The following is a 23146-nucleotide window of genomic DNA, read 5'->3' on the forward strand; positions in this document are numbered from 1 at the left end:
ACCTCCGTTATCGTATAAGGAAATTATCCGATGAAAAAGCTTCCATCCATCTCCTGTGTAAAATTATAGTGAATATCAAAAAAATACTTCATGGCCCCGTTGTAAAGGGCACCGGAATCCAGAAGGCTGTACCGTACGCTGACGGAATCTACCATGCGGCGGAAACCGGTGGTGTGCAGACATTCCTGTATCTCCTGTAAAAATACAGGCCCCAGGTCTTTTCCTTTGCCGCCGATAATGATCAGTTTGGGATGTACCATGCAGATCAGGTTGCACAGCGCCAGGGAAAATTCGTCGGCAATATCACGTATTACCTTGCGGGAGACCACGTCCCCGTACACGCTGGCCTGTCCCAGATCCGCATATGTGACAGCGGATGATCGCTTAAATGCCGGACTGCTCCCGGTCTGGGCGATCCGGTCCTTTAAGGAACCCTCCCCGATCATCAGCTCCAGGCATCCCCTGTTTCCGCAGGAACATAATTTGCCCTTTGGGTTAATGGAATAGTGGCCAAACTGGGTGTAAGAGGCACAGGCGTGTCCCAGCATTTCGTTCCGGATAAAGAGTGTGGCGCCGATTCCCTTTCCGAAGTTTATAAAAGCAAAATCTTTCTCTGAGATCTGTGTGTAGACTTTTTCCGCGTAAGCAAAGCAGGCAGTATCATTCAGAATGTTAACGGAGAAATCAGAGAAGGCACGCTGTATATCGCCGACAAAATCCTTTTCCGGAAGATTTAAGGTGGTGGCGAATATTTCCCGTTTGTCAGGGTCTATCATGGCGGGGACCACGATGCAGATTCCCAGAAGCTGTTCTTTTTGGATCTGCTCAAGCACGGTCTCTTGTATGTAAGCCTGACAAAGAGGGATATAGGACTCAGGTGAGGCGGCCTCCATCTGCGCAGGCAGGGAGGAGGCTCCGGTAATGTCTACCAGGGCTGCGTTTAACTTGTCTTCCTCCAGACAGAGCACCGCTACATAATATTGTTCCGCACGGAGGAGCAGGCTGTTGGGCTTTCGTCCCACAGTCGTGCTTCCGCCTGTCCCTGAATCATATACAAACTTTCGTGCGATCAATTCATCTACCAGTGAGGAGACCGCCGTTTTACTCAAATGAGAGTCTTTGGATAACTGCGCTCTTGACGTTCCCGGGTTTTGGTAGATGGAATTGTAAAGCTGCTTTAAATTGGTATTTTTGATTAATTGTTGATTGACTAGTTTCATAGTATCCTGCTTTCCTTTTGCTTCATTAATAATATACCTGTAATTGTTCAGTACCCTCACAGTTGCAGGCAAAGATCCATGCAGAATCGCCTTTGGCGATGGGATTTTTGCTTGGCTGCGGAATGCTTTCTTACGGTCAGCACAGTGAATGCGCAGACCTGCTGAATCGTTACATATACTGTTACGTTGCAGACCTGCAGCTCGCAGCACCTGGACGCAACCATTGACTACTCTAAACATATCACAAAAAAGCATAAGGAACAAATAAAATCCGCATCAGGGCGCTGCCAGTAACCGCTGTCATCCGATATAGAAGGTACTTGGCCTAGGTTCCAGGAAGGAATAATAGGTGTCAAAGAAATATTTCATGGCACCGTTTAGATAGGCATCGCTTTGAAGCTGGGAATACCTCAGACCGGAAAAGTCTACCATCCTGCGGAACCCTACATCTCTCAGCGAATCCTGTACCTCCTCCAAAAACAATGTACCCAGATGCTGTCCTTTCCCTCCCAGGATAATAAGCTCAGGGTTTACAATGCAGATCAAGTTGCTCAATGCCAGCGCCAGGTCCCTGGCCATTTTCTCCAGTGTGTGGATAGCAGCAGGGTCTTTGTAGAGCGCTGCTTTGCCCAGGTCCTCAAATGTGATGGCCGGGCGTCCGAGAAGACAGCTTTTTTTACCGGACTCCTCCAGGCGGGCCTTTATCTGGGATTCCGAGAACATGGCCTCCAGGCAGCCGTGATTGCCGCATATACAGAGCGGGCCTTTGGGGTTGACGGAATAATGGCCGAACTGGGTGACAGAGCCGCTGGCTTTGCCCAGCATGTTCCCTTCTATAAATATGGTTGCGCCGATGCCCCTCCCAAAATTAATGAACGCGAAGTTTTTTTCTTTGACCTGCGTATATATTTTTTCGGCGTAGGCATAACAGGCTGTATCCTCCAGCAGGGCCACAGGATAATCGGGAAAGGCAAAGCTCAGTTCATGTATGAGATTACCGCCGCCTCCCGGGCCGAGACTCAGGGTAGTGGAGTATATCTCATTTCGCGCGGCGTCTATCATGGCAGACACCACAACACAAATGCCCAGAATCCGTTTTGGATCAAACTTGGACAGGATGTCCTTTTTGACACAGGTTTTTGACAGGGAGATATAAGTTTCCCCTTTTTCCAGTTTCAGCCTTGTGCTGTAGACAGAGGTGCCGGCTACGTCCACCACATGAGCCTCGGCAATGTTGTCCACCCAGCTTATGACAATGATAAAGTGCTGGTTCGTCTGTGCTTTCAGACAGTTGGGCTTTCTGCCCACACAGTCAGAGTGGGAGGTACCTTCATCAGCGATAAAATCCCTCTCGATCAATTCGTCTACCAATGTGGATACAGTGGTTTTGCTGAGATGGGTCCGTCTGGCAAGCTCTGTGCGGGATATTCCGTTCTCGATATATATGGAGGAGTACAGGTGTTTCATATTAGTGTTCTTGATTACCTGCTGTGTCAGAAGTTTCGTATGCTCACCTCCTTTGTGGATTTAATTGTAAAGTGGTATTATTAATTGAATGCTACCATAAAACTTGAAGATATGCAATATTATTTGTGAAAAGTTACATAAAAGATGGAGGATATGAGGTTTTTTATATGAAATGATGAATACAAGCGGTGATACGCGATAGTAATGGCAGATGGAAACAGGAAAATAGTGGAAATAAATTGTAATGTCATAGGAATAAAAAGGTATAATATAAAATATGCACAAAAAGTATGGGTATAAAATGTTAAAAGTGTCGTAAATTACATTCAGGACCAACAAAAACATAAAAACATATTGACAGATATGATATCAAATGCTATTGTATAGCTATCAAATAAATAAATTTTACATTAGCAAAAAGCCAAAAACAGCTAAAATAGCGGCAGGGCTTTTAATTTTAAAATTTATTAGTAAGGTCACTGGACAAACAAAAAGAAAAGAGGATGATGAGATGAAAGTGGGATTAATCGGATGCGGAGGTATGGGAACTACCCACAACCTGTCGCTGAAAGCACTGTCATCCAAGATGGATGTTGAAGTAACAGCCCTGGCGGACTGCAGGCCGGAATTTCTTGAGAAGGCAGCGGAACAATGGCCGAACGCCAGACTCTACAAGACGGGCATGGAACTTCTGGAAGCGGAGACGCTGGACAGCGTACATATCTGTCTTCCCAGTTATCTTCACACAGAACATGCTGTGGCAGCCATGGACAAAGGCATCAATGTGTTTGTGGAGAAGCCGGTATGTCTGACAGAGGAGGAAGCACAAAAGCTTCTGGATGCTAAGATGAGAAACAAGGTACAGGTTATGGTGGGTCAGGTGGTTCGATCCTTTGACGAATACCGGTATCTGAAAGACTGTTATGACACGAACAGATACGGTGAACTGAAATCCATTACCATGCAGAGGGTGAGCGGTGACGCGGCCTGGGGATTTGAGGACTGGTTCCATAAAGAGGACAAGAGCGGTTCGGTTGTTCTGGACCTCCATGTACATGACTTGGATTTTCTCAGATATATGCTGGGAGAACCGGATTCCTTTGAAGTAAGGGCAACTGCATTTGAAAGCGGAATGATCAACCAGATCTTTACTACATATGAATTCGGAAAAGTATTTGCAGTGACAGAGGGAATCTGGGATATCAGCTCGGCGCTTCCTTTTGAGGCCAGTTTCCATGCGTGCTTTGAGGAGGCCAGTATTGTATTCCGTGGGCGGGAGGAAAAACCCCTGGCAGTTTATAAAAATGACGGAACCATTGAGTATCCCAAGCTTGAGCGGGAATATGACGTGAAGGATGATTCGGCGGGGATCAATGTTTCCAACCTGGGCCCCTACTACACAGAGATCAAATATTTCATTGAATGTCTCCAAGGCGGCAGAGAAGTGGAGGTTGCACCTCTGGAAGAAGGAATTAAATCGGTCCGTCAGGGAATTGAAGAGTGGAGACGGGCAAAGGAATATGTGAAAAGGAAATAAAAATAATTATATATTTCAAGGAGGAAAAAATTATGATGAAGAAAACACTGGCGGTTCTGATGACAGCGGCATTGGCAGCATCCTGCCTGACGGCCTGCGGCGGCAATGACGGCGGCGGCTCAGATGAGGCTAAGAGCGAGACGAAAAAGGAAAGCAAAGACAGCGGTGAGGAAATCACCCTGAAGGTATTCGATGCCCATGCTTACGGCCTGGATGAATATGCGGAGATGGCCAAAAAGTTTGAAGAATCACACCCTGGCGTTAAGATTGAAGTACAGCACGCTGCCAATGACAGCAACACACTTCTTCAGTCACGTATCAACTCAGGGGATATCCCGGATGTGTTTGACGTGGAGTCCGGAACATCTGCACAGAAATACTATGAATACGCTTATGATTGGACAGACGACAAGGAAGTGCTGGACAAATTTAATGAGGCGGCTTTGGAGACAGGAAAAGACGCGGACGGAAATATCATGTCCCTGCCTTGGACTTATGAAAATATGGGAATGATCTACAACAAAGACTTGTTTGAAAAAGCCGGCATCACAGAACTTCCGAAAACTATGGATGAGCTGGAAGCTGCCTGTGAGAAGTTAGACGCAGCAGGCATCACGGCATTTGCACTTGCGGCAAAAGAGACATGGGTGCTGCAGCAGCTGTCCACCCATTACATGATGGACAAATCCCTGGACGCCAAGGGCGTAGTAGAGAAACTGAACAGCGGAGATATGACATTTAAAGACCTGAAGAATTTCCAGAACGTATTCCGTCTTCTGGACCTGGCTGTAAAATACGGACCGGACAAACCTCTTGAGGTTGACTGGGAGACAAGCGAGAACATGCTTGCAAACGGCGAGGCAGCGATCATCCATATGGGTGACTGGTGCCAATCCACACTGGATTCCTTCAATCCTGATGCAAACCTGGGATTCCTTCCTTGTCCGGTAAGTGATAACGCAGAGGATGTAACACTGCTGTCCTCCTGTAACTGGACATACCTTGTAAACAAAGATTCCGAAAACCTTGAGCTGGCAAAAGAATATCTGGAATACATCCTCACATCTGAGGAAGGCCAGAAATGGATGTGTGACGGTGTCGGCGCTGTTCCCGGTGCGAAGACAGACATGGATGTAAAGGGTGCTCTTGCTAATGACGCGTCCACATATGTGGAAGAAGGCAAGACAAACGGATGGATCCATACCATAGAGCCAAACGGATACGCAGACATTGTGGGACCGGCACTGCAGGCTTATATGACAGGTGACATGACTGCGGAACAGGTGACTGAAGAATTCCAGAACGGATGGGTTGTACAGTAAAGCTGGAAACTGCGGCGGGGTAACAATGACCGGACGGGGCTGTTGCGGCTGCAACGGCCCCGTTTTTTAAGACGGGCGGACCGTGTGGTCTGTCGTTTCGGAAAGGGGAAATTTGGAGGCGTGAAAGTGAAAGGCAAAGGAAAAACAAAAGATTTATTGATATTCGCATTGTTTGTATTTCCGGCAGTGGCATTTGTTCTTTTTTCCACAGATGTGCCGTTTCTGATGAATCTGTATTATTCTGTGTTTGACTGGAATGGGATCAGCAAGGATATGGAGTTCGTGGGACTTCAGAACTTTGTAAAAATATTTACCAATGATGCACTGTTTTGGAAGAGTACTGCATTTACACTGAAATTCTCAGTGTTCTACGTTGTGATCGTAAACGTACTTTCTCTGACTGTGGCTCTGGTCATGGCAAAGGAGAAGAAAAGTTCAAGTGTGGGACGAGCATTTTATTATATCCCGTATATCATCAGTTTGACAGCCATCAGTTTGATCTGGAAATTTATTCTGGGTCCGGGATTTGAGGCTCTGTATCAGGTGACAGGATGGGAAATGTTTAACTGGAGCTGGCTCGGTACGGCTAAACTGGCATTCTTCGTTGTGGTGATCATGACGGTATGGCAGAATCTTGGATTTTATATGGTGAATTACATAGCGGGTATTATCGCGGTGCCGAAAGAACTGATCGAGGCCGCCAAAATAGACGGTGCCAATAAGTTCCAGGTCCTGAGAAAAGTGACAGTTCCTCTGATCATGCCGGCGGTTTCCATCTGTATGCTTACATCTCTGACGTTTGCGTTCAAGTTGTTTGATGTGATCATGGTATTTACCAAGGGCGGTCCGGCGAACTCCACCATATCTGTGGCGTACAATATTTACAAAGAGGCGTTTGTCAACAACCGGTATGGAATGGCAACGGCGAAATCCCTTGTATTTGTAATGTTTGTTCTGATCGTAACAGTAATACAGCTTAAAGTGACCAAGAGTAAGGAGGTAGAGGCATAATGAAAAAAGCGAGAAAGATCAGCGTTCTTTCCATTATAGTGTTCATATGTTCCGTGTTCTGGCTGATGCCCCTGCTTCTGATATTCATTAACTCCTTTAAACCGTATAATGATATGCTGCAGCAATTCCTGGCCCTTCCTAAGAGCTGGAGCCTGGATATGTATATAGAGACCTGGACTAAGTTTGACTTCCCGCTGCTGATCGGTAATACACTTCTGTATACCATATGCACGGTGCTGATCATTGCGCTGCTGGCGCCCATGGCTGCATACAAGCTGGCCAGGACAAAGGGAAAACTGTCTGGTGTGTGCTTTGTGCTGATCATCATTCCTATGATGGTGCCGTTCCAGTCCTACATGATCACACTGACAAGACTGGTTGCAAACCTTGGAATGACAGGAAGCAAGATTGGCTATATACTGGTGAGTACAGGGCTTTGTATGCCTTTGGCTGTTTATATGATCCACGGATTTGTAAAAAATGTACCTATTGAGCTGGAAGAGTGTGCCTGTATTGACGGTGCCAGCAAGGTCAGAACGTACTTTAACATCGTGCTGCCGCTGCTGAAACCGATCCTGACCACGGTTGTGGTTCTGGATACTCTGGCTACCTGGAATGATATCATTACCAACCAGCTGATCGTTGGCGGAAATGCGAAGGCGATGAACATACAGAACGCCCTTTATATGCAGTTCTCCGCACAGACGGCAGACTGGGAACATGCTCTGCCCGGTATTGTGATGTCCATGATCCCCAGTTTGATCTTCTTCGTGATCATGCAGAAACACATTGTAGGCGGAATTACAGCAGGTGCAGTGAAAGGTTGAAAAAAGAAAAGAGAGGTATTAATTTATGAGAGTAGGAGTTTTGATCGAAATTTTCCGGGATACGGATGTGGATGCCAAATTCGCGGAGCTGCGTTCCATGGGGATGGAGAGCTGCCAGCTTGTGTGCTGGGATAAAGAGATCATGAATCGGGAGACTGCAGAAAAGGTCAATGCGGCTGCCAAACACCATGAAGTGGATATCACGGCATTCTGGTGTGGGTGGGAAGGCCCCAGAGTATGGGATTTCTATGACGGCCAGCTTACCCTGGGACTTGTGCCTGAGGCGTTCCGCTTTGAGCGGGTGAAAATGCTGCAGAAGGGCATTGCATTCGCTGCCATGATCCATGTAAAGGATGTGGCTACACACGTGGGATATATGCCGGAAAATCCCTATGACCCCAACTATGCGGGAGTTCTTGCGTGTCTGAAAGAGCTGGTGAAACAGTGCAAGGAGAACGGGCAGAACTTCCTGTTTGAGACAGGGCAGGAGACACCGGTTACCTTAAAGCGAGCTATCCAGGATATAGAAAAAGAACTGGGAAAAGGAAATGTGGGCATTAATCTGGACCCTGCAAACCTGGTAATGTACGGAAAAGCCAATCCGGTGGATGCACTGGAAGTGTTCGGCGAGTACGTCATGGGAATCCACGGCAAGGACGGAAAATATCCTACAGACGGCCATATGCTGGGAGATGAAGTGCCTCTGGGACAGGGAAAAGTAAATTACCCTGCCTTTGTGGCAAAGCTGAAAGAAATCGGATATGCTGGAGATATCACCATTGAGCGTGAGATTTCCGGGGAAGAGCAAAAGAAAGATATTGTTATGGCAAAAGCGGTTCTGGATGAACTGCTGAAATAAAAAAAGAAGGCACCGCCTGTGCAGGGAGCGCTGTTCGTTGAATACGGACGGCGCTCCCTGCACAGGCGGTGCCTTTTTTGTGTCTATTTCAGTTCCTCTTTTTGAGGGGCTGCTTCTTTTTCCAGGTAAGGCCGGAAGATCCGGTACAGCAGGAAAGAGTCAATATAGGCCGTCAGCGCGAAACCGAAGAAAAACCAGCAGGACGCATAAAGCGGCATCAGCTCCAAATCCTGATAAGTCATAAACATGGGCAGGATTGTGATGACTGCCATAGCCAGCGTGGAAGGAAAATGCATGAAGGCAAAGAGAACGGAATTTTTCAGCAGGTTCCCAATGGTATTGGCAAAAGCGGCGATCACGGGGAATATATAGAGGGCGGTTATGACCAGAAGCCCTATAAGCGCTCCTGACATATAGAACAAAATCTTACCATATGAGGACTGCCCCTGTGCCTGGATCAGAAAGCGGAGATTCAGGAACAATATGACACCCAGCAGCAGTAAGCCCAGCCACACGATCAGAGACTGGAGAAAGTTCTGCTTAAACGCGCGGAAAAATGTTTTGGCTGTACTGCTGTCATTTCCTTTTACCATGCGCAGGGTACAGTGGTATAGTGCTGTGAGTGCCGGCCCTATAGTGACAATGGGGATACAGCAGACGATGAACAGAAGATTAGCTACTACCAGATCGCCGATCCTGCTGAGAAAAATGTGAACTACATTGTCTTCGTTTAAAAGATTCATGATCTCCGCCCTTTCTGAATGAAGAATTTTGATGTTTCGTAACTATTCAGTAGGTCTGTGCATTCACTGCGCTGACCGTAAGGAAGTGAACCACGGCCAAGCAAAAAAACCATCGCCAAATACGATTCTGCATGGATTTTTGTCTGCGAGGTTCTGAACAGTTACTGTTTTTCTAAGGGCTATTCTAGCATTAAATGTTGAAGAATGCAATTGGGGTATGTAATTTTGCGCGAAATAATAGAAAAAACAGGAAAAATGTAAAAAATATGGAATAATGTAACCTTATTTAGACTTAATGTGGTGTTGATATGTGAGAATGAACCCGTCATTGTGACGAAAACCACCAAAAGTATATGGAAAACAAAGCTTGAACTTGAAGTAAACTGTAAGGAAAAGCCCATGAAATCAATGAAAAGTGTAAAAAACGCACAAACATATAACATTATGACATATTATAAAAACATATATCCATTTAACATTATTCCATGTGCAACTATAATAAGGCTATCACTCGGAGATACAGTAAAAACTGTTAATCTGACGAAAACTTTAATGCAAAAGGAGGAGCAAGTATGAAATTCAGAAAGGTAGCAGCATTATCACTGGCAAGCGTTATGGCACTTTCATTGGCAGCATGTGGAGGTAACAGCGGCGGAGACAGCAAAGGTTCTGATGACAGCAGCGCCAAGACAGAGGGCGAAGGAGACAAAGCAGAAGGCGAAAAATCCGACAGCGGAAGCTCCAGCGACGCAGAACTTTCCGTATCTATCTGGGATACCAACCAGGAACCGGGTATCAAAGAGATCCTGGCAGATTTCACAGAGCAGACCGGAATCAAGACAAAACTCTCCGTTGTAAAATGGGACGAGTACTGGACCATGTTAGAGGCAGGCGCACAGGGCGGTTCCCTTCCGGATGTATTCTGGATGCACTCTAATGAGAGCCAGAGATATATGTCCAATGACATGCTTCTTGACCTGACAGACAAAATTGCAGACAGTGATAAGATCGATCCGGAAAACTACCCGTCAGATATCTGGGGCCTGTATACATATGAAGATAAATATTATGCAGTTCCTAAGGATGTTGATACCATTGCACTTTGGTATAACAAGGCAATGTTTGACGAAGCGGGACTTGAATATCCTACAGCAGACTGGACATGGGATGACGTGACAGAAGCAGCGAAGAAGCTGACAAAAGAGGACGGAAGCCAGTACGGTATGGCACTTAGAAACGACAACAACCAGGCCGGTTACTATAACATGATCTATGATAACGGCGGAAGCATTATCAGCGATGACAAGAAAAAATCCGGATGGGATGATCCTAAGACTATCGAAGCAATGCAGATGTTAGAAGGATGGATCAAAGACGGCGTTATGCCTTCTATCGAGACGATGTCTGAGAATGGTGAGGACGTACTGTTCCAGTCCGGCAAAGTAGCTATGGTATTCCAGGGTTCCTGGATGCTGGCAGCATACCGCGACAATGAGTACACAGCAGAAAACTGTGACGTTGTAGAACTTCCGAAGAACGCAGAAACAGGAAGAAGAGCTTCTATCTATAATGGTCTTGGATGGGCAGCAGCAGCAAACGGCGAGCATACAGACGAAGCTTGGCAGCTGATCGAATACCTGGGTTCCAAAGAAGCACAGGAAAAACAGGCTGAACTTGGTGTTACAATGTCTGCATACACAGGTACATCCGATGCATGGGCAAAATCTGCTGACTTTAACCTGGAAGCATACCTGAACATGATGGATGACATGGTAATCAGACCTTACTCCAAGACAACCGTTACCTGGGAAAATGAAGACAATGAAATCTTAAAGAGCGTATATACCGGTGAAATGTCCATGGAAGATGCCTGCAAGAAGATGGCAGAGCAGATGAATGAGAAATTAGCCGAAGAATGATCAAAAAGAAGCTGAATTGACCGAGGATTAAATTGCAGGCAGGTTCGTAAGAATCTGCCTGTATTTGGAAAAGGAGTGAGTGGCGTGGCTAGTAATGGGAATGCAAAGAAACAAATGAAAACCAGCAGGGAACGCAGCGAGTTTTTGTGGGGCTGGCTGTTTATCCTTCCAACTGTGATTGGACTGGTTATTTTAAATATCATCCCGATCTTCCAGACTCTGTACCAGAGTTTCTTCAAGACAGGGGATTTCGGAAAAGGAAACATCTTTGTTGGAGTAGAGAATTATGTAAAAGTTTTCGGAGACCATGAAGTTTGGCAGTCTCTGATCAACACATTCAAATATGCGATCGTAGAGGTTCCGTTCTCGATCGTGATCGCCCTTGTTCTGGCAGTTCTGCTTAACAGGAAAATGAAGGGCCGCGGTATTTACCGTACGATTATCTTCCTTCCGATGGTTGCAGCTCCGGCGGCAGTTGCCATGGTTTGGAGATGGCTGTTCAACTCAGATTTCGGTCTGATCAACAATGTGTTCCATACAAGTGTTAAATGGGTATCAGATCCCAAGATCGCAGTATTTTCCATTGCTGTTATCGGTGTATGGTCCATTATAGGTTATAACATGGTGTTATTTATATCCGGTCTGCAGGAGATTCCCCACGACTATTATGAAGCGGCGGAGATCGACGGTGCTACGGGTGTTAAGAGTTTCTTCCATATAACAGTACCCCTGTTATCCCCAACTATTTTCTTTGTTCTTGTAACACGTGTCATCGGTTCCCTTCAGGTATTCGATCTTATGTACATGGTAATGGATAAATCCAACCCGGCACTGGAAAAGACACAGTCCCTGGTATACCTGTTCTACAAATACGCGTTCATCAACAAGAACATGGGTTACGGTGCAACTATTGTTATCCTGCTTCTGATCATCACCATGATCATCACGGTGTTCCAGATGATAGGACAGAAAAAATGGGTGTTCTACAACTAGAAAGGGGGATGCAGAATGGATAGTATGGAAAGAAAAAGTAAAATTATTAACATCATCATTCACGTGATCTTGATTCTGGTATCTATCACCATGTTGATACCCTTCCTGTGGATGATTCTCACTGCATTTAAGTCAGTGACAGAGGCAACCTCTGTTAACCCGTTTGTTATCTTCCCCAAGGTATGGAGGACAGAAGCATTTACCTCCGTTATGGAGAACATGAACTTCCTTGTACTGTATAAAAATACTTTGCTGCTGATCTTATTCCGTGTGATCTGTGCAGTGCTTACAGCTACCATGGCAGGCTATGCCTTTGGCCGTCTGCATTTTAAAGGAAGAGATTTTTGTTTTTCCCTGGTACTTCTTCAGATGATGGTACCGGTTCAGATCTTCATTATACCTCAGTACCTGATGGTAAGTAAAATGGGAATGCTGAATACCATTTTCGCACTGGTATTCCCCGGTATGGTTACCGCATTCGGAACCTTCCTGCTCCGCCAGGGTTATATGGGACTTCCCAATGACCTGGAAGAAGCGGCAAGGCTGGACGGGTGTAATATCGGACAGACATTCCTCTATATTATGGCACCGCTTACCCGGTCCAGTATGGTTGCTCTGGGAATCTTTACAGCAGTGTTCGCTTTCAAAGACCTGATGTGGCCAATGATCGTCAACACAGATAAAGATATGCTGGTCCTGTCCTCCGCACTTGCAAAAATGCAGGGACAGTATACCTCCAAGTTCCCGGAACTGATGGCAGCTTCCCTGATCGCCTGTATCCCGATGATCGTCCTCTACATGATCTTCCAGAAACAGTTCATCGAAGGTATCGCAACCAGTGGTGGTAAACTCTAAGATATTTAAGGCCGGCGTGATAAGGTGTTATTGCGCCGGCCTGTTTTTAAAAGGAGAGAAATATGGCAGTTATATTTCATGAAAAGACAAAGGAATTTCATATTTTTAACAGAGAAGTAAGCTATCTTATGCGGATCATGGAAAACGGGCAGCTTGAGAATCTGTATTACGGAAAAGCGATCCGCGATAAGGAGGATTTTGGTTATCTCCATGAGGAGGCCATGCGTTCCCAGATGTCTGTGTGTATTCCGGAGCCGGGAATTTTGTCCATGCAGTATACAAGGCAGGAGTATCCTGTGTACGGAACCGGTGACTACAGAAGCCCGGCCCTTACTGTTCTGCAGGAAAACGGCAGCAGACTGGTTGACTTTTCCTATGTATCCTATGAGATTTATAAAGGAAAGAAAGGGATATCCCCTCTTCCCTCCACTTATGCAGAGTCTGAGGAGGAAGCGGAGACACTGGAAGTCACACTCCATGATAAAGTGACAGATACAGACCTGGTACTCACGTACACTATTTATGAGGACTATCCTGTGATCACCCGAAATGCCCGTTTTGAGCAGAAAGGGGAGCAGAAGATCGTTCTGGAGCGTGCCATGAGCGCCAGCGTGGAATTTTTGGATATGGATTATGAACTGGTGCAGTTGTCAGGTGCATGGTCCAGAGAACGTTATGTGAAAAACAGAAAGCTGGAAATGGGTATCCAGTCTGTGCATAGCCTGAACGGTACCTGCAGCGGCGCAGAACATAACCCGTTTATTGCTTTGAAACGGCCCCATACCACAGAGGACCAGGGGGAAGTCTATGGATTCAGCCTGGTGTACAGCGGCAATTTCCTGGCACAGGCAGAGGTTTCCACTTTTGATATGACAAGGGTTATGCTGGGCATCAATCCGGAGGACTTTTCCTGGGAACTGAACCAGGGTGAGAGCTTTCAGACGCCTGAGGTGGTTATGGTATACAGTGACCAGGGCCTGAACAAGATGAGCCAGGCTTATCACAGGCTTTACAGAACACGTCTTATGAGGGGGACCTGGAGAGACAAAGCACGTCCTATCCTGCTCAACAACTGGGAAGCCACATATTTTGACTTTAATGAGGAAAAGATATTAAAGATAGCGGAGAAGGCAAAAGAGGCCGGTGTGGAACTGTTTGTTCTGGATGACGGATGGTTTGGCGCCAGGAATGATGACTACAGAGGGCTTGGAGACTGGTATGTAAACCTTGAAAAACTGCCGGACGGTATTGCTGGTCTTTCCCGCAAGGTGGAGGCTTTGGGGCTGAAGTTCGGCCTCTGGGTGGAGCTGGAGATGGTGAACAAGGACAGTGACCTTTACCGGGCACATCCGGACTGGCTCATCGGCGCACCGGACCGCTTTGAGTCCCATGCAAGGCATCAGCATGTACTTGACTTCTCCAGAAAAGAAGTGGTAGATTATATCTACGAAATGATTGCAAAGGTTCTCCGTGAATCTTCCATTTCCTATATCAAATGGGATATGAACCGTTATATGACAGAGCCTTACAGCAGGGGCGCAGATGCCTCCCAGCAGGGTAAGGTGATGCATAAGTATATTTTGGGTGTGTATGACCTGTACACACGCCTGACAACAGAGTTTCCGGAAATCCTGTTTGAATCCTGCGCCAGCGGCGGTGCCAGGTTTGACCCGGCTATGCTTTATTTTGCGCCGCAGACCTGGACCAGTGACGATACGGATGCCAGTGAGAGGACCAAGATCCAGTACGGCACCTCTTATGTATATCCGGTTGTCAGCATGGGATCCCATGTATCAGCAGTGCCGAACCATCAGATGCACCGCATGACACCTATTGAGACCAGGGCAAACGTGGCGTATTTCGGAACCTTTGGCTATGAGCTGGACTTAAACCTTCTGTCCGAGGCGGAGCTGGAGAGTGTTAAAAAACAGATCGCATTTATGAAGGAGTACAGAGAACTGATCCAGGTGGACGGTGATTTCTACCGCCTGTTAAGTCCGTTTGAGGGAAATGAGACTGCCTGGATGGTAGTGGCGCAGGATAAATCCCGGGCTGTGGCTGCATTTTACCAGAAAATGAACAAGGTGAATGCATCCTGGATCCGGTTTAAACTGCAGGGGCTTGATGCGGGAACGTTGTATGAGGTGAGCTGCGACATGGCTCCTTCCGCATCCTATGATGAGAGTCTTGCTAAGATATATGGTATACAGACAGAGGAAAATATGGTGAAGACCTACCGGGCATACGGTGATGAGCTGATGCAGGTAGGAATACCGATTGACAGGGAAGATCTGAATAAAAAGGGCGGAGATTTTGCATCCCTGCTCTACACCCTGAAAAAGGTAACTGACTAGAATCTTGCGGCGGGAATGTTCAGGGTAGTGTTCCCGGACATTTCCGCCGTTTTTTGTCCACGGCTGCAGCAGGTGCGGGGAAGGAGCCACACCGTGCAGGCTGCCGTATGTGCATACAGAGGGAGGGGGATTACGTTGAAACACACTACTGGTTTTACCAGTTCGGCCAGATACAGATGCCTGGAGGACCTTCAGAGGGAGGCTGTGGAGTTATGTCTTATCTACTGCGGCTGGGAATACTGTGACCCGGGACACCGGTTCGGGCCGAATAAGAGGACTTCTTATGTATTGCATATTGTGAGGGAAGGTAAGGGGACTCTGGAGATATATAAAAAGAAGTATAACCTGAGTGCAGGGGACGCGTTTTTGATTCCGCCCAGCACAGAGGCGTGGTATGAAGCGGACAAAGAGGACCCGTGGTCTTATATGTGGGTTGGGTTCACCGGATTAAAAGCAGAGGAATGTGCGGGCAGCGCAGGTTTTTCGGTGAAGACACCTGTGCATAAGGTGGAGTGTATGCGGGTGCTCAATGAATATATTGATGCAATGCTGGAGGCGCACCAGCTCTCCTACACGGATGAGCTGAGGAGAAACGGGCTTTTGATGTTGTTTTTCTCCGCGCTGATCGATGAGCACAGGAAGAACATTCCCGGCTCCGGCAGCCCTCATCCGTATCCCGGCTCTGTGTATGTGAAACATGCCATGGAATATATTTCTTTTAATTATAATCAAAAGATCAAGATCAATGAGCTTGCGGATTATATTGGTGTCAACCGGAGCTATCTGACAAGCAGCTTTAAGAAGGCCATAGGGTGTTCTCCTCAGGAGTATCTGGTGAACCTGCGTATGGAAAAGGCAAGATCCCTGCTGAAAAACACAGATATGCAGATCAATGCCATTGCCAATTCCGTGGGGTATGTGGACCAGCTTGCTTTTTCCAAGATATTTAAGCAGCATTATGGGATGAGTCCCAGGGCTTATAGGGAAGAGGAGGAGGAATTGGTCATAAAGAATAAAAAAGGTGATTATGAGGGCGCGCCCTTGTAAAGAAAAAAGATATCCGCAGGCAGAGATGCCGGAGGATATCTTTTTTTATTGAAGGGCAGTGTTTGAGTGAAAGCATCTTGTATGGGGGGACTGCTTGGGAGAGTAAGCGCTTTGTACGGGGGCTGCTTGGGAGAGTAAGCGCTTTGTATGGGGGACTGCTTGGGGGTGGAAGCGGTTTGTGTGGAAGTCACTTTTGGGTGTCAGCCGTTTTTCCGGTAGGCCGCGGGTGAAAGGCCGAAATATTTTTTGAACATAGCCGAAAACTGAAAGGGGCTGGAAAACCCAACGGATGCTGCAATGGTGGAAACCGGCTGTTCAGTCCTAAGAAGCAGTGTGGCGGCCCGTTCCATTCTCAGGGCTTTTAAGTATTCACTGGGAGTCTGCCCATAGGCTGCCTTAAAGACAGAACAAAGGTAGTTAGGGTGAAGATGAAGGACATCCGCCACATCTTGTATTTTAATAGGTTCACTGTAGCAGGAGTCAATGAATGCACGTGCATCTTCGGCGTAGTTTTTCTCCCTGATGGAGGAAGGGCAGCGGCAGGCCTGTGCTTGTGTCAGGCGTGCAAACAGGTGCAGCATCCGGCTGTTTACCTCCAGGCATTTGTCCGGCTGGGAGACAGGGAAGAACTGTTCACCGGGATATTCATTTCGGTTGTAGGATGTGACGTCTTGAAGACGCGGGTCTGTGACAGACAGGATGGAGAGTATAAGGCGCTCCAATTCATCCAGAGGCAGACAGATTTCCGTAACCCTTTCTTTTCCAAAGAGCATTTCCACAAAGGGGCTGCGGGAATCGCAGTAAAAACCAAGCCAGGTGTATTTCCACGGGGCTTTGCGGGAGGCTTGATAGTGTCCGGCTGTGCCGGAGGGAATATAGAAAGCCTGTCCGGCGTGAAGGGTGTAGGTTTTGCCCTCTGTTTCCAGAGTTCCACTGCCTTTCAGGACAAAATGGATGAGATGATAGGGTTTCATATAGAATCCATACTGATACCCGGGGCTGCACTCCTGGATGCCGCAGTGGTTAAACTGCAGGGACAGGAGACTGACAGCAGTCCGGTGGATCAGAAGGTCCCTGTTTCCGAGCATAACAGCACTTCCTTTCTCTGATAATATGGGTGGTTCTCTGGTGCTAGAGTGTGTCTGAAGATTCATTCTGACAATCTGCACGCTGCACGTCCCACTTCGCGGTATATTTAGTCCCGGTTGGGTCAACGCAGCCCGCTGCGCCTTCCTCATCGGGACAAAATCTTCCACATCATATTGAACAGAGCTCAATAAGTATAAACTGTGACGCACAGCTTGCCGAAAGCAATTTTCAGGCACGCTCTAAAGCTGTTTTTGCAGAACCGTGCATACAGATATTTTATCATGACGGGCAGCAAAATTCGAGGGGATGGGGGGAAGATGTTGGATTTTAACAGACATTTCTTAGAAAACCATATGTCCATTTGAACGGCAGTCTGTTATTCTTTCAGCAATAGATAAAACGGAAAGAGGGGTTGTGTGAAATGGCATTGATGGAGGTCAGAGATCTGAAAAAGGACTACAGGATAGTGAAAAAGGAGGAGGGTATCCGGGGGAGTATCCGACATCTTATAAAGCCCCGGTATGGGTGTAAGGAGGCGGTTAAGGGGGTGTCTTTTTCTATAGAAGAAGGGGAAAGTGTGGCTTTCCTTGGGGCGAACGGCGCGGGGAAATCCACCACTATTAAGATGCTTACCGGGATCCTGAAGCCCAGTGGGGGCGATGTTGCTATTATGGGGAAGGATCCTTTTGAGGACAGGATAGAAAATGCAAAGAGGATTGGCGTGGTGTTTGGGCAGAAGACACAGCTTTGGTGGGATATTCCGGTGATAGAGACATTTCGGCTGTTAAAGAATATTTACCAGGTGCCGGATGAAAAGTATGAGAGGAATATGCGGGAGTTTAGGGAAATCCTGGATTTGGATCCTTTTTTGGGACAGCCGGCCAGAAAATTGTCGCTGGGGCAGAGGGTGCGGGCAGATATGGCGGCCGCCCTGCTCCATGAGCCGCCTGTGCTTTTTCTGGATGAGCCTACCATTGGGCTGGATGTGGCGGTAAAGCAGAAGATTTATGAGTTCCTGAGGCGGATCAATCAGGAGAAAAATACAACGATCCTGCTGACCAGCCACGACTTAAATGACCTGGAGTCTCTGTGCAGCCGCCTGATCATTCTGGAACAGGGGGAGATCTTGTTTGATGACAGGATGGAGAAGATATTTGAACAGTATCCGGAGGGTACAACCCTGGAGCAGATTGTGATCGGCCTTTTTAACAGGAGGAGCTGCGGATGAAAAAGTATATTTCCTATATGCGCTGCGGATTTTTAGAAGGGTGTGCATACCGGGGCAATTTTATTACCGGGATGCTGGCTAACTTTATCCAGGTGGCAGTGCTTTACTATGTGTGGAAGAGTATTTTCAAATATCAGGGAGTGGTGAACGGGTATACCTGGGAGATCATGAGGAAATATGTGTTTGTGGCGTTTTTGTGCAACAGTTCCTTTTCTTTTGGGTTTGAGATGAATACGGCAAAGAGGATCATTAAAGGGGATATTATTTTGGATCTGCTTAAGCCGGTACCTTACAGAGGGATGCTTTTTTTCAGGATGCTGGGGACTGCGGGAATGGAATTTGGGGTAACGCTGGTGCTGGTTGGAGGCTTGTATCTGTCTGTAAACGGTATGGGAGGGATCAGCGGGGGAAGGGTGCTGCTGTTTTTCGTGTCGCTGTTTTTAGGGATGGGGATCAAGTTTGGGATTCAGTATCTGTTTTCTCTGTTGTGTTTTTATACGGATAATTCATATGGGGTGACAAAGGCCAGGGAGGTTTTGACAAACTTTTTTTCCGGGGCACTGCTGCCTTTGGTGATGTTCCCGGGAGTGCTCAGGAAGGTTGTGGAGGTGCTGCCTTTTCAGGGGATCGTGTTTACGCCGTGCAGTATTTTTATAGGGACATTTTCTATGGAGGAAAGTCTTTGGAGAATTGGCGGGCAGGCAGTGTGGATTGGGGTTCTGTGGGTGTGCGGGACTCTGTTTTGGAAAAAGGCATCAGGGGTTATTTCCCTGTACGGAGGGCGAGAGATGAGAAAATGGAGACATTATCTGAAAATGTATGGGCAGATCCAGCTGCAGAATATGAAGTCGCTGGCTGAGTATAGGGCGGATTTTTTGATGATGCTGTTTTTTACCGGTTTTTCCCAGATATGTAATTTGGGGGTACTTGGGATCATTTACAGTAATATCCCCGCAGTGGGAGGGTGGACGTTGTGGGAGATACTGCTGTTGTACAGTTTTCTGCTGTTCTCGGAGGGGTGTATCAATTTTTTCTTTCAGGGGACATGGAAGATCGCGGAGATGATCAATCTGGCGGATCTGGACCGGTTTCTGGTGCGGCCTCTGCCCATTGGACTGCAGCTTCTCACAGCCAGGATTGATTTTGACGGGCTGAATAAGATGGGGATCGCAGCGGCGGTGTTTGTATTGGGGGTAAGTCACTGTGATATCCGGTGGAGTTTGTGGAAAATTGTGTGTCTGGGAGTTTTTCTTGTGGAATGTTGTGTGATTCGGGAGTGCATGATCTGGATCGCAAGCTGTGCCTCTTTCTGGATGGAGAGCGGGAGGAATAGTCTGAACTTTTTTGCTGTTTCTATTGGGGAGATGGCTAAGTATCCGCTGGTGATCTATCCGCCCATTCTGCAGGGGGTATTTGCGTATGTGATCCCGTATGCTTTTGTGAGTTATTATCCGGTGGGGTATCTGCTGGGGAAGAGTGGAATGGATGGGGGAGTGATGGCCATGCCGGTGGTGTGCGGGGTGATGGTATGGGGGGCTGTGACGGTGATGAGGAGGGGGATTGGGAGGTATGAGAGTAGTGGGAATTGATAATAAAGTAAAAATGGTAAAGTGATCTGTATGCAGCAATAGCAACTTTATGATTTGCGGATGAAACGGCTGTTGTTGTACATATTTGGCAAAACTTGATTAATTTTGTGATTGGTCAAATAGAGGTTGACTTTGTGTGTAAAAAGGTGTATGGTGATTTTAAGATAAATATTCGATAATAGTAAAGCTGTCGAAAGGCAGTGACACAAAGCTAAAGGGTCTAAGGTCTATGAAGCAGACTATGACAGCCAGTTGCCGTATTATTTCGATGTAAGGTAGTTATATCCTTACTCTATTTTGATACGCTTCTGCCTGCAAATTGCTGCAGGCAGTTTTTATTTCAGGGAGAAAATCTGTCCTGAGGTAAAAAGTCCGATGGGTACTTATTGTGAGATAAGTGCGCTCTTTTGGTACGGATGATCAGAGAGTATGCCCCATTCGGAAGCAGCCAACCTTTAGTTTTGTGCAGAGACCGGGCATAGCGCCGGGGTTTGCCGCACAAACTCCGAAAACTGAAAAATCAGGGACCGCGCGAGAGTATGCCTAGGCATACTCTCTTTGTTATTATAGATATAATAACAAAAACATTCTATCTACATAAAATATAATCTGTGCGGCCGAAAACTTGTTTAGAGGTGAGTGGATTGAAAGAGGAAGAGAATAAAAACAAAAGCACTGGTGAAGTTGTTACAGACCATGCTTTGAAGCTTCAGAAAGCGGTGCTGAGGCAGAAAATAATGATTGGTGCCCTTGTAGGTGTCATAGCAGTGGGCGGCGTAGGTGCAGCAGGATATAAGCTTGGATGGTTCGGCGGAGGAGATGACAAGGCTCAGGAAGAGCAGGCATCCGCAGATATTGACCCGAATGCCGGGGATTGGGACGGTACCATACCGGAGGCTCCCAAGGGTGATCCAAATGCAGAGAATATAGAACTGCCGGGGTATCCAAAGATTTATATACCGGCAGGCCAGACAGATGTGGATGTGGCATTTTCCAACCCGGAAGGGAATCCGTGTTACTTTACATTTCAGCTTGTGTTAAAGGACACCGGGGAAGTATTGTATGAATCAAAACAGGTGCCTCCGGGGGAGGCAATTACAACGGCTACATTAAGCAAGGCACTGGATGCAGGGGAATATGCGGCTGAATTGAGGATCACAACAGCAAGTATTGTGGATTTATCCCCCATGAATGGAGCCAATATGGAGACAGTGCTTGATGTGAGGTAAGGGTGGTGTTTCATGAAAGGCAGAAGTTGGAGAGGGATAGGAGTTTCTGTTTTCGTGTCGGCGGTGTTGGTGATTGGGAATGCGGGGATGGCTTTTGCTGATGCGGAGTGTATGGAAGCTGATCAGATAGAAGATGAAGTAGTTTCACAGACTGAGTGTACGGTTGAGAATCCTGAAGAGGGTGATTTGTCGGAAGACATAGAGAGTCCTGACAATGATAGTGAATGGAATAATGTGGACAATGAGCTGGAAGACAGTGTTGAGGAAGAGGAAAGAGTAGAGGAAAGCAACGGCGTGCATCATCACGATGCATCCTGTGGCTATAGAGAAGCACAACCGGAAATACCATGTGACCACGGGTGTACGGACATGGATGAAGAAGGCAGGATTATACATTGTCCGGAGTGTGCTTATCGTCCGGCAGTTGAGGAAATTCTCTGTAAGTATGAGTTGGAGAAGTTGAAAGAGGAAGAAGAGCTCAAAAAGCAGCAGGAAGATCAAGAACAGCCAGAGGAACCGGATTCTGCAATAGAGGAATCTGAAGAAGAGGAAACCCGAAAGGAAGAGTCCGGTATTACGGATGAGCAAACAAATAAGAAAGAAGATGAGAACCAGAAAAAAGAGAGTGGATTAGAATCAGAGAAAGAGAATCAGGAGAATTTTCCTTCCGAAACGGTCGAAGAGGGTCATAAAGATGAAAATTCCATACAGGAAGAACTGACCCATGAGGTGGCTCCACCTCAGGACGAGATGGAGGAGAGCATAACTGATTCGGTAGATGATTTAAGCGGGACGGAAGAAGAAACTTCATTGCCGTTCAATGAACCTGTCTATGTAGTTGAAATTCCTTCAGAGGTGAAATTTACAGAAGATACGGATAGTTTTACGATCCAGACTAAAAAGTTAATTCCCGAGGAAGACGGAGAATTAGCAGTAACTGTAGAAGGAACAGAGAGCAGGGACGGGAACTATTTTGCATTGTATTGCGGACAAAACAGTTGGGAGTATCGGCTGGACATGGCCGGTAACCTGATTACACCAAGGCAGAATGAAGTGATTTTGGACAGTTGGAGTGAGGTACAAGAGGTGAAAATCCTGCCCGAGGAAAATGAAGATTTGTGTGCAGGGGAATATACCGGAGTGCTGATGTTTCATGTGATGTATGAAAGTAGAATTGAGAAGTTTGAAATGGAATTTAATTAAAAAAATATAAGAGTTCAGGAGGATTTTATTATGAAGAAAAAAAGTTTAGTTGCTATGGGGTTGGCTGGAGTTATGACAATTGGGATGTGTGTGCCGGTGTTGGCAGCAAGTGTAAATGAGAGCCAAGATGCAACAGAAGCAAATACGCAACAGGCAGCAACTGTGAAAATGACGGTTGCCCCGTCATATACCATAAGCATACCTAAAACTATCGTTGTAAACTCAACTGATGAAGAGGTTACTTTGGATATTAAGGCAAAAAAAACAATATTAGAAAACAATCATCAATTAGAGATATCAGTACAAGAAAAGGAGATAGGTTTAATATTAAACGATGATAGTTCAGTTAGCTATAAAATGAATTTTAGTGGAACTGCCGAAGGTGGAAAAGTTATTTTAGGAGTTTTTGCAAACAGTATAGTTAATGAGCAAGGTGAAGCATTTTCAGTGCCAGCTACATTAACTAGGACAGCACAGGCTACAGTTGCTGGAGAATATTCTACAACTGTTACGTTTGATGTTACTAATACAGCGGCACCAACAGCTTGATAATAAATAATCGTAAACCTTATGGCGATACAAAAACTTCTCTAGTAAATTATTATAGCCTTGGTTTTATTTTTAAATATGTGATGGCTATTGATTAATTGGGCT

Annotated in this window: 20 protein-coding genes, 1 pseudogene and 1 riboswitch; of the genes and pseudogenes, 16 read left to right on the forward strand and 5 right to left on the reverse strand. The window is 46.5% G+C overall.

The features are described 5' to 3' along the window. Positions 1-23: 23 nt before the first annotated feature. The gene (locus C6P39_RS09935) at positions 24-1220 is read right to left on the reverse strand and encodes an ROK family transcriptional regulator (protein WP_104803665.1); all 1197 of its coding nucleotides are present in this window, start codon (positions 1218-1220) and stop codon (positions 24-26) included. Between the two features lie 300 nt (positions 1221-1520). After that, complete coding sequence (locus C6P39_RS09940; RefSeq protein ID WP_104803666.1) at positions 1521-2687, reverse strand: ROK family transcriptional regulator; 1167 nt, start codon at positions 2685-2687, stop codon at positions 1521-1523. A 511-nt stretch (positions 2688-3198) separates the two neighbouring features. Between C6P39_RS09940 and C6P39_RS09945 the strand changes: the two genes are divergently transcribed. The 5 genes from C6P39_RS09945 to C6P39_RS09965 all read left to right on the forward strand — a co-directional run bounded on the left by C6P39_RS09945 (position 3199) and on the right by C6P39_RS09965 (position 8243). Then, positions 3199-4224 (forward strand): Gfo/Idh/MocA family protein, encoded by a 1026-nt coding sequence (locus C6P39_RS09945; protein ID WP_104803667.1) that lies wholly within the window; start codon positions 3199-3201, stop codon positions 4222-4224. A gap of 32 nt (positions 4225-4256) precedes the next feature. Continuing rightward, positions 4257-5546, forward strand: coding sequence for an ABC transporter substrate-binding protein (locus C6P39_RS09950; RefSeq protein ID WP_207657122.1), 1290 nt, complete (start codon positions 4257-4259; stop codon positions 5544-5546). 126 nt (positions 5547-5672) lie between these two features. Then, the gene (locus tag C6P39_RS09955) at positions 5673-6557 is read left to right on the forward strand and encodes a carbohydrate ABC transporter permease (RefSeq protein ID WP_104803668.1); all 885 of its coding nucleotides are present in this window, start codon (positions 5673-5675) and stop codon (positions 6555-6557) included. Beyond that, positions 6557-7384, forward strand: coding sequence for a carbohydrate ABC transporter permease (locus C6P39_RS09960; RefSeq protein WP_104803669.1), 828 nt, complete (start codon positions 6557-6559; stop codon positions 7382-7384). Before C6P39_RS09955 ends, C6P39_RS09960 begins: the two co-directional genes overlap by 1 nt. Before the next feature lie 25 nt (positions 7385-7409). Then, on the forward strand, positions 7410-8243 hold the full coding sequence (locus tag C6P39_RS09965; RefSeq protein WP_104803670.1) for a sugar phosphate isomerase/epimerase family protein: 834 nt from the start codon (positions 7410-7412) through the stop codon (positions 8241-8243). 83 nt (positions 8244-8326) lie between these two features. On the opposite strand, the gene C6P39_RS09970 is transcribed toward C6P39_RS09965, so the two are convergent. Next, positions 8327-8986, reverse strand: a complete 660-nt coding sequence (locus C6P39_RS09970; RefSeq protein WP_104803671.1) for a YesL family protein — start codon at positions 8984-8986, stop codon at positions 8327-8329. A 572-nt stretch (positions 8987-9558) separates the two neighbouring features. Here C6P39_RS09970 and C6P39_RS09975 point away from each other — a divergent pair. From C6P39_RS09975 to C6P39_RS09995, 5 genes are all read left to right on the forward strand, one after another. Further along, entirely contained in the window at positions 9559-10905 is a 1347-nt protein-coding gene (locus C6P39_RS09975) for an ABC transporter substrate-binding protein (protein ID WP_104803672.1), read from the forward strand. A gap of 114 nt (positions 10906-11019) precedes the next feature. Then, on the forward strand, positions 11020-11898 hold the full coding sequence (locus C6P39_RS09980; RefSeq protein WP_104805897.1) for a carbohydrate ABC transporter permease: 879 nt from the start codon (positions 11020-11022) through the stop codon (positions 11896-11898). 15 nt (positions 11899-11913) lie between these two features. Continuing rightward, the gene (locus tag C6P39_RS09985; protein WP_104803673.1) at positions 11914-12753 is read left to right on the forward strand and encodes a carbohydrate ABC transporter permease; all 840 of its coding nucleotides are present in this window, start codon (positions 11914-11916) and stop codon (positions 12751-12753) included. 62 nt (positions 12754-12815) lie between these two features. Next, on the forward strand, positions 12816-15107 hold the full coding sequence (locus tag C6P39_RS09990; RefSeq protein ID WP_104803674.1) for an alpha-galactosidase: 2292 nt from the start codon (positions 12816-12818) through the stop codon (positions 15105-15107). Between the two features lie 135 nt (positions 15108-15242). Beyond that, positions 15243-16154: an AraC family transcriptional regulator gene (locus C6P39_RS09995; protein WP_104803675.1), complete on the forward strand. Its 912-nt coding sequence runs from the start codon at positions 15243-15245 to the stop codon at positions 16152-16154. Between the two features lie 200 nt (positions 16155-16354). Here the strand turns inward: C6P39_RS09995 and C6P39_RS10000 are convergent, their stop codons facing one another. Beyond that, the gene (locus tag C6P39_RS10000; RefSeq protein ID WP_158661521.1) at positions 16355-17242 is read right to left on the reverse strand and encodes an AraC family transcriptional regulator; all 888 of its coding nucleotides are present in this window, start codon (positions 17240-17242) and stop codon (positions 16355-16357) included. Between the two features lie 43 nt (positions 17243-17285). After that, positions 17286-17399, reverse strand: a pseudogene (locus tag C6P39_RS28730) (hypothetical protein); the annotation flags it as partial. A 37-nt stretch (positions 17400-17436) separates the two neighbouring features. Between C6P39_RS28730 and C6P39_RS28735 the strand changes: the two are divergent. From C6P39_RS28735 to C6P39_RS10025, 6 genes are all read left to right on the forward strand, one after another. After that, on the forward strand, positions 17437-17574 hold the full coding sequence (locus tag C6P39_RS28735) for a DUF6783 domain-containing protein (RefSeq protein ID WP_390410630.1): 138 nt from the start codon (positions 17437-17439) through the stop codon (positions 17572-17574). Positions 17575-17664: 90 nt separating this feature from the next. Further along, complete coding sequence (locus C6P39_RS10005; RefSeq protein WP_104803677.1) at positions 17665-18471, forward strand: ABC transporter ATP-binding protein; 807 nt, start codon at positions 17665-17667, stop codon at positions 18469-18471. Beyond that, entirely contained in the window at positions 18468-20060 is a 1593-nt protein-coding gene (locus tag C6P39_RS10010) for an ABC-2 family transporter protein (RefSeq protein ID WP_104803678.1), read from the forward strand. Before C6P39_RS10005 ends, C6P39_RS10010 begins: the two co-directional genes overlap by 4 nt. A gap of 170 nt (positions 20061-20230) precedes the next feature. Beyond that, positions 20231-20320: riboswitch (cyclic di-GMP riboswitch) on the forward strand. Between the two features lie 384 nt (positions 20321-20704). Further along, a complete protein-coding gene (locus tag C6P39_RS10015; RefSeq protein ID WP_104803679.1) occupies positions 20705-21289 on the forward strand; it encodes a hypothetical protein in 585 nt (194 codons plus the stop codon). 12 nt (positions 21290-21301) lie between these two features. Next, positions 21302-22492, forward strand: a complete 1191-nt coding sequence (locus C6P39_RS10020; RefSeq protein WP_158661522.1) for a hypothetical protein — start codon at positions 21302-21304, stop codon at positions 22490-22492. A 30-nt stretch (positions 22493-22522) separates the two neighbouring features. Continuing rightward, a complete protein-coding gene (locus C6P39_RS10025) occupies positions 22523-23041 on the forward strand; it encodes a hypothetical protein (protein ID WP_104803681.1) in 519 nt (172 codons plus the stop codon). Positions 23042-23146: the final 105 nt, after the last annotated feature.

The organism is Blautia marasmi (assembly GCF_900258535.1).
GTDB lineage: Bacteria > Bacillota > Clostridia > Lachnospirales > Lachnospiraceae > Blautia > Blautia hominis.

Coding starts and splice junctions, on each gene's coding strand:
- C6P39_RS09935 (WP_104803665.1), bottom strand. CDS start 1,220: ATGAAACTAGTCAATCAACAATTAATCAAAAATACCAATTTAAAGCAG.
- C6P39_RS09940 (WP_104803666.1), bottom strand. CDS start 2,687: ATGAAACACCTGTACTCCTCCATATATATCGAGAACGGAATATCCCGC.
- C6P39_RS09945 (WP_104803667.1), top strand. CDS start 3,199: ATGAAAGTGGGATTAATCGGATGCGGAGGTATGGGAACTACCCACAAC.
- C6P39_RS09950 (WP_207657122.1), top strand. CDS start 4,257: ATGATGAAGAAAACACTGGCGGTTCTGATGACAGCGGCATTGGCAGCA.
- C6P39_RS09960 (WP_104803669.1), top strand. CDS start 6,557: ATGAAAAAAGCGAGAAAGATCAGCGTTCTTTCCATTATAGTGTTCATA.
- C6P39_RS09965 (WP_104803670.1), top strand. CDS start 7,410: ATGAGAGTAGGAGTTTTGATCGAAATTTTCCGGGATACGGATGTGGAT.
- C6P39_RS09970 (WP_104803671.1), bottom strand. CDS start 8,986: ATGAATCTTTTAAACGAAGACAATGTAGTTCACATTTTTCTCAGCAGG.
- C6P39_RS09975 (WP_104803672.1), top strand. CDS start 9,559: ATGAAATTCAGAAAGGTAGCAGCATTATCACTGGCAAGCGTTATGGCA.
- C6P39_RS09980 (WP_104805897.1), top strand. CDS start 11,020: ATGAAAACCAGCAGGGAACGCAGCGAGTTTTTGTGGGGCTGGCTGTTT.
- C6P39_RS09985 (WP_104803673.1), top strand. CDS start 11,914: ATGGATAGTATGGAAAGAAAAAGTAAAATTATTAACATCATCATTCAC.
- C6P39_RS09990 (WP_104803674.1), top strand. CDS start 12,816: ATGGCAGTTATATTTCATGAAAAGACAAAGGAATTTCATATTTTTAAC.
- C6P39_RS10000 (WP_158661521.1), bottom strand. CDS start 17,242: ATGCTCGGAAACAGGGACCTTCTGATCCACCGGACTGCTGTCAGTCTC.
- C6P39_RS10005 (WP_104803677.1), top strand. CDS start 17,665: ATGGCATTGATGGAGGTCAGAGATCTGAAAAAGGACTACAGGATAGTG.
- C6P39_RS10010 (WP_104803678.1), top strand. CDS start 18,468: ATGAAAAAGTATATTTCCTATATGCGCTGCGGATTTTTAGAAGGGTGT.
- C6P39_RS10020 (WP_158661522.1), top strand. CDS start 21,302: ATGAAAGGCAGAAGTTGGAGAGGGATAGGAGTTTCTGTTTTCGTGTCG.
- C6P39_RS10025 (WP_104803681.1), top strand. CDS start 22,523: ATGAAGAAAAAAAGTTTAGTTGCTATGGGGTTGGCTGGAGTTATGACA.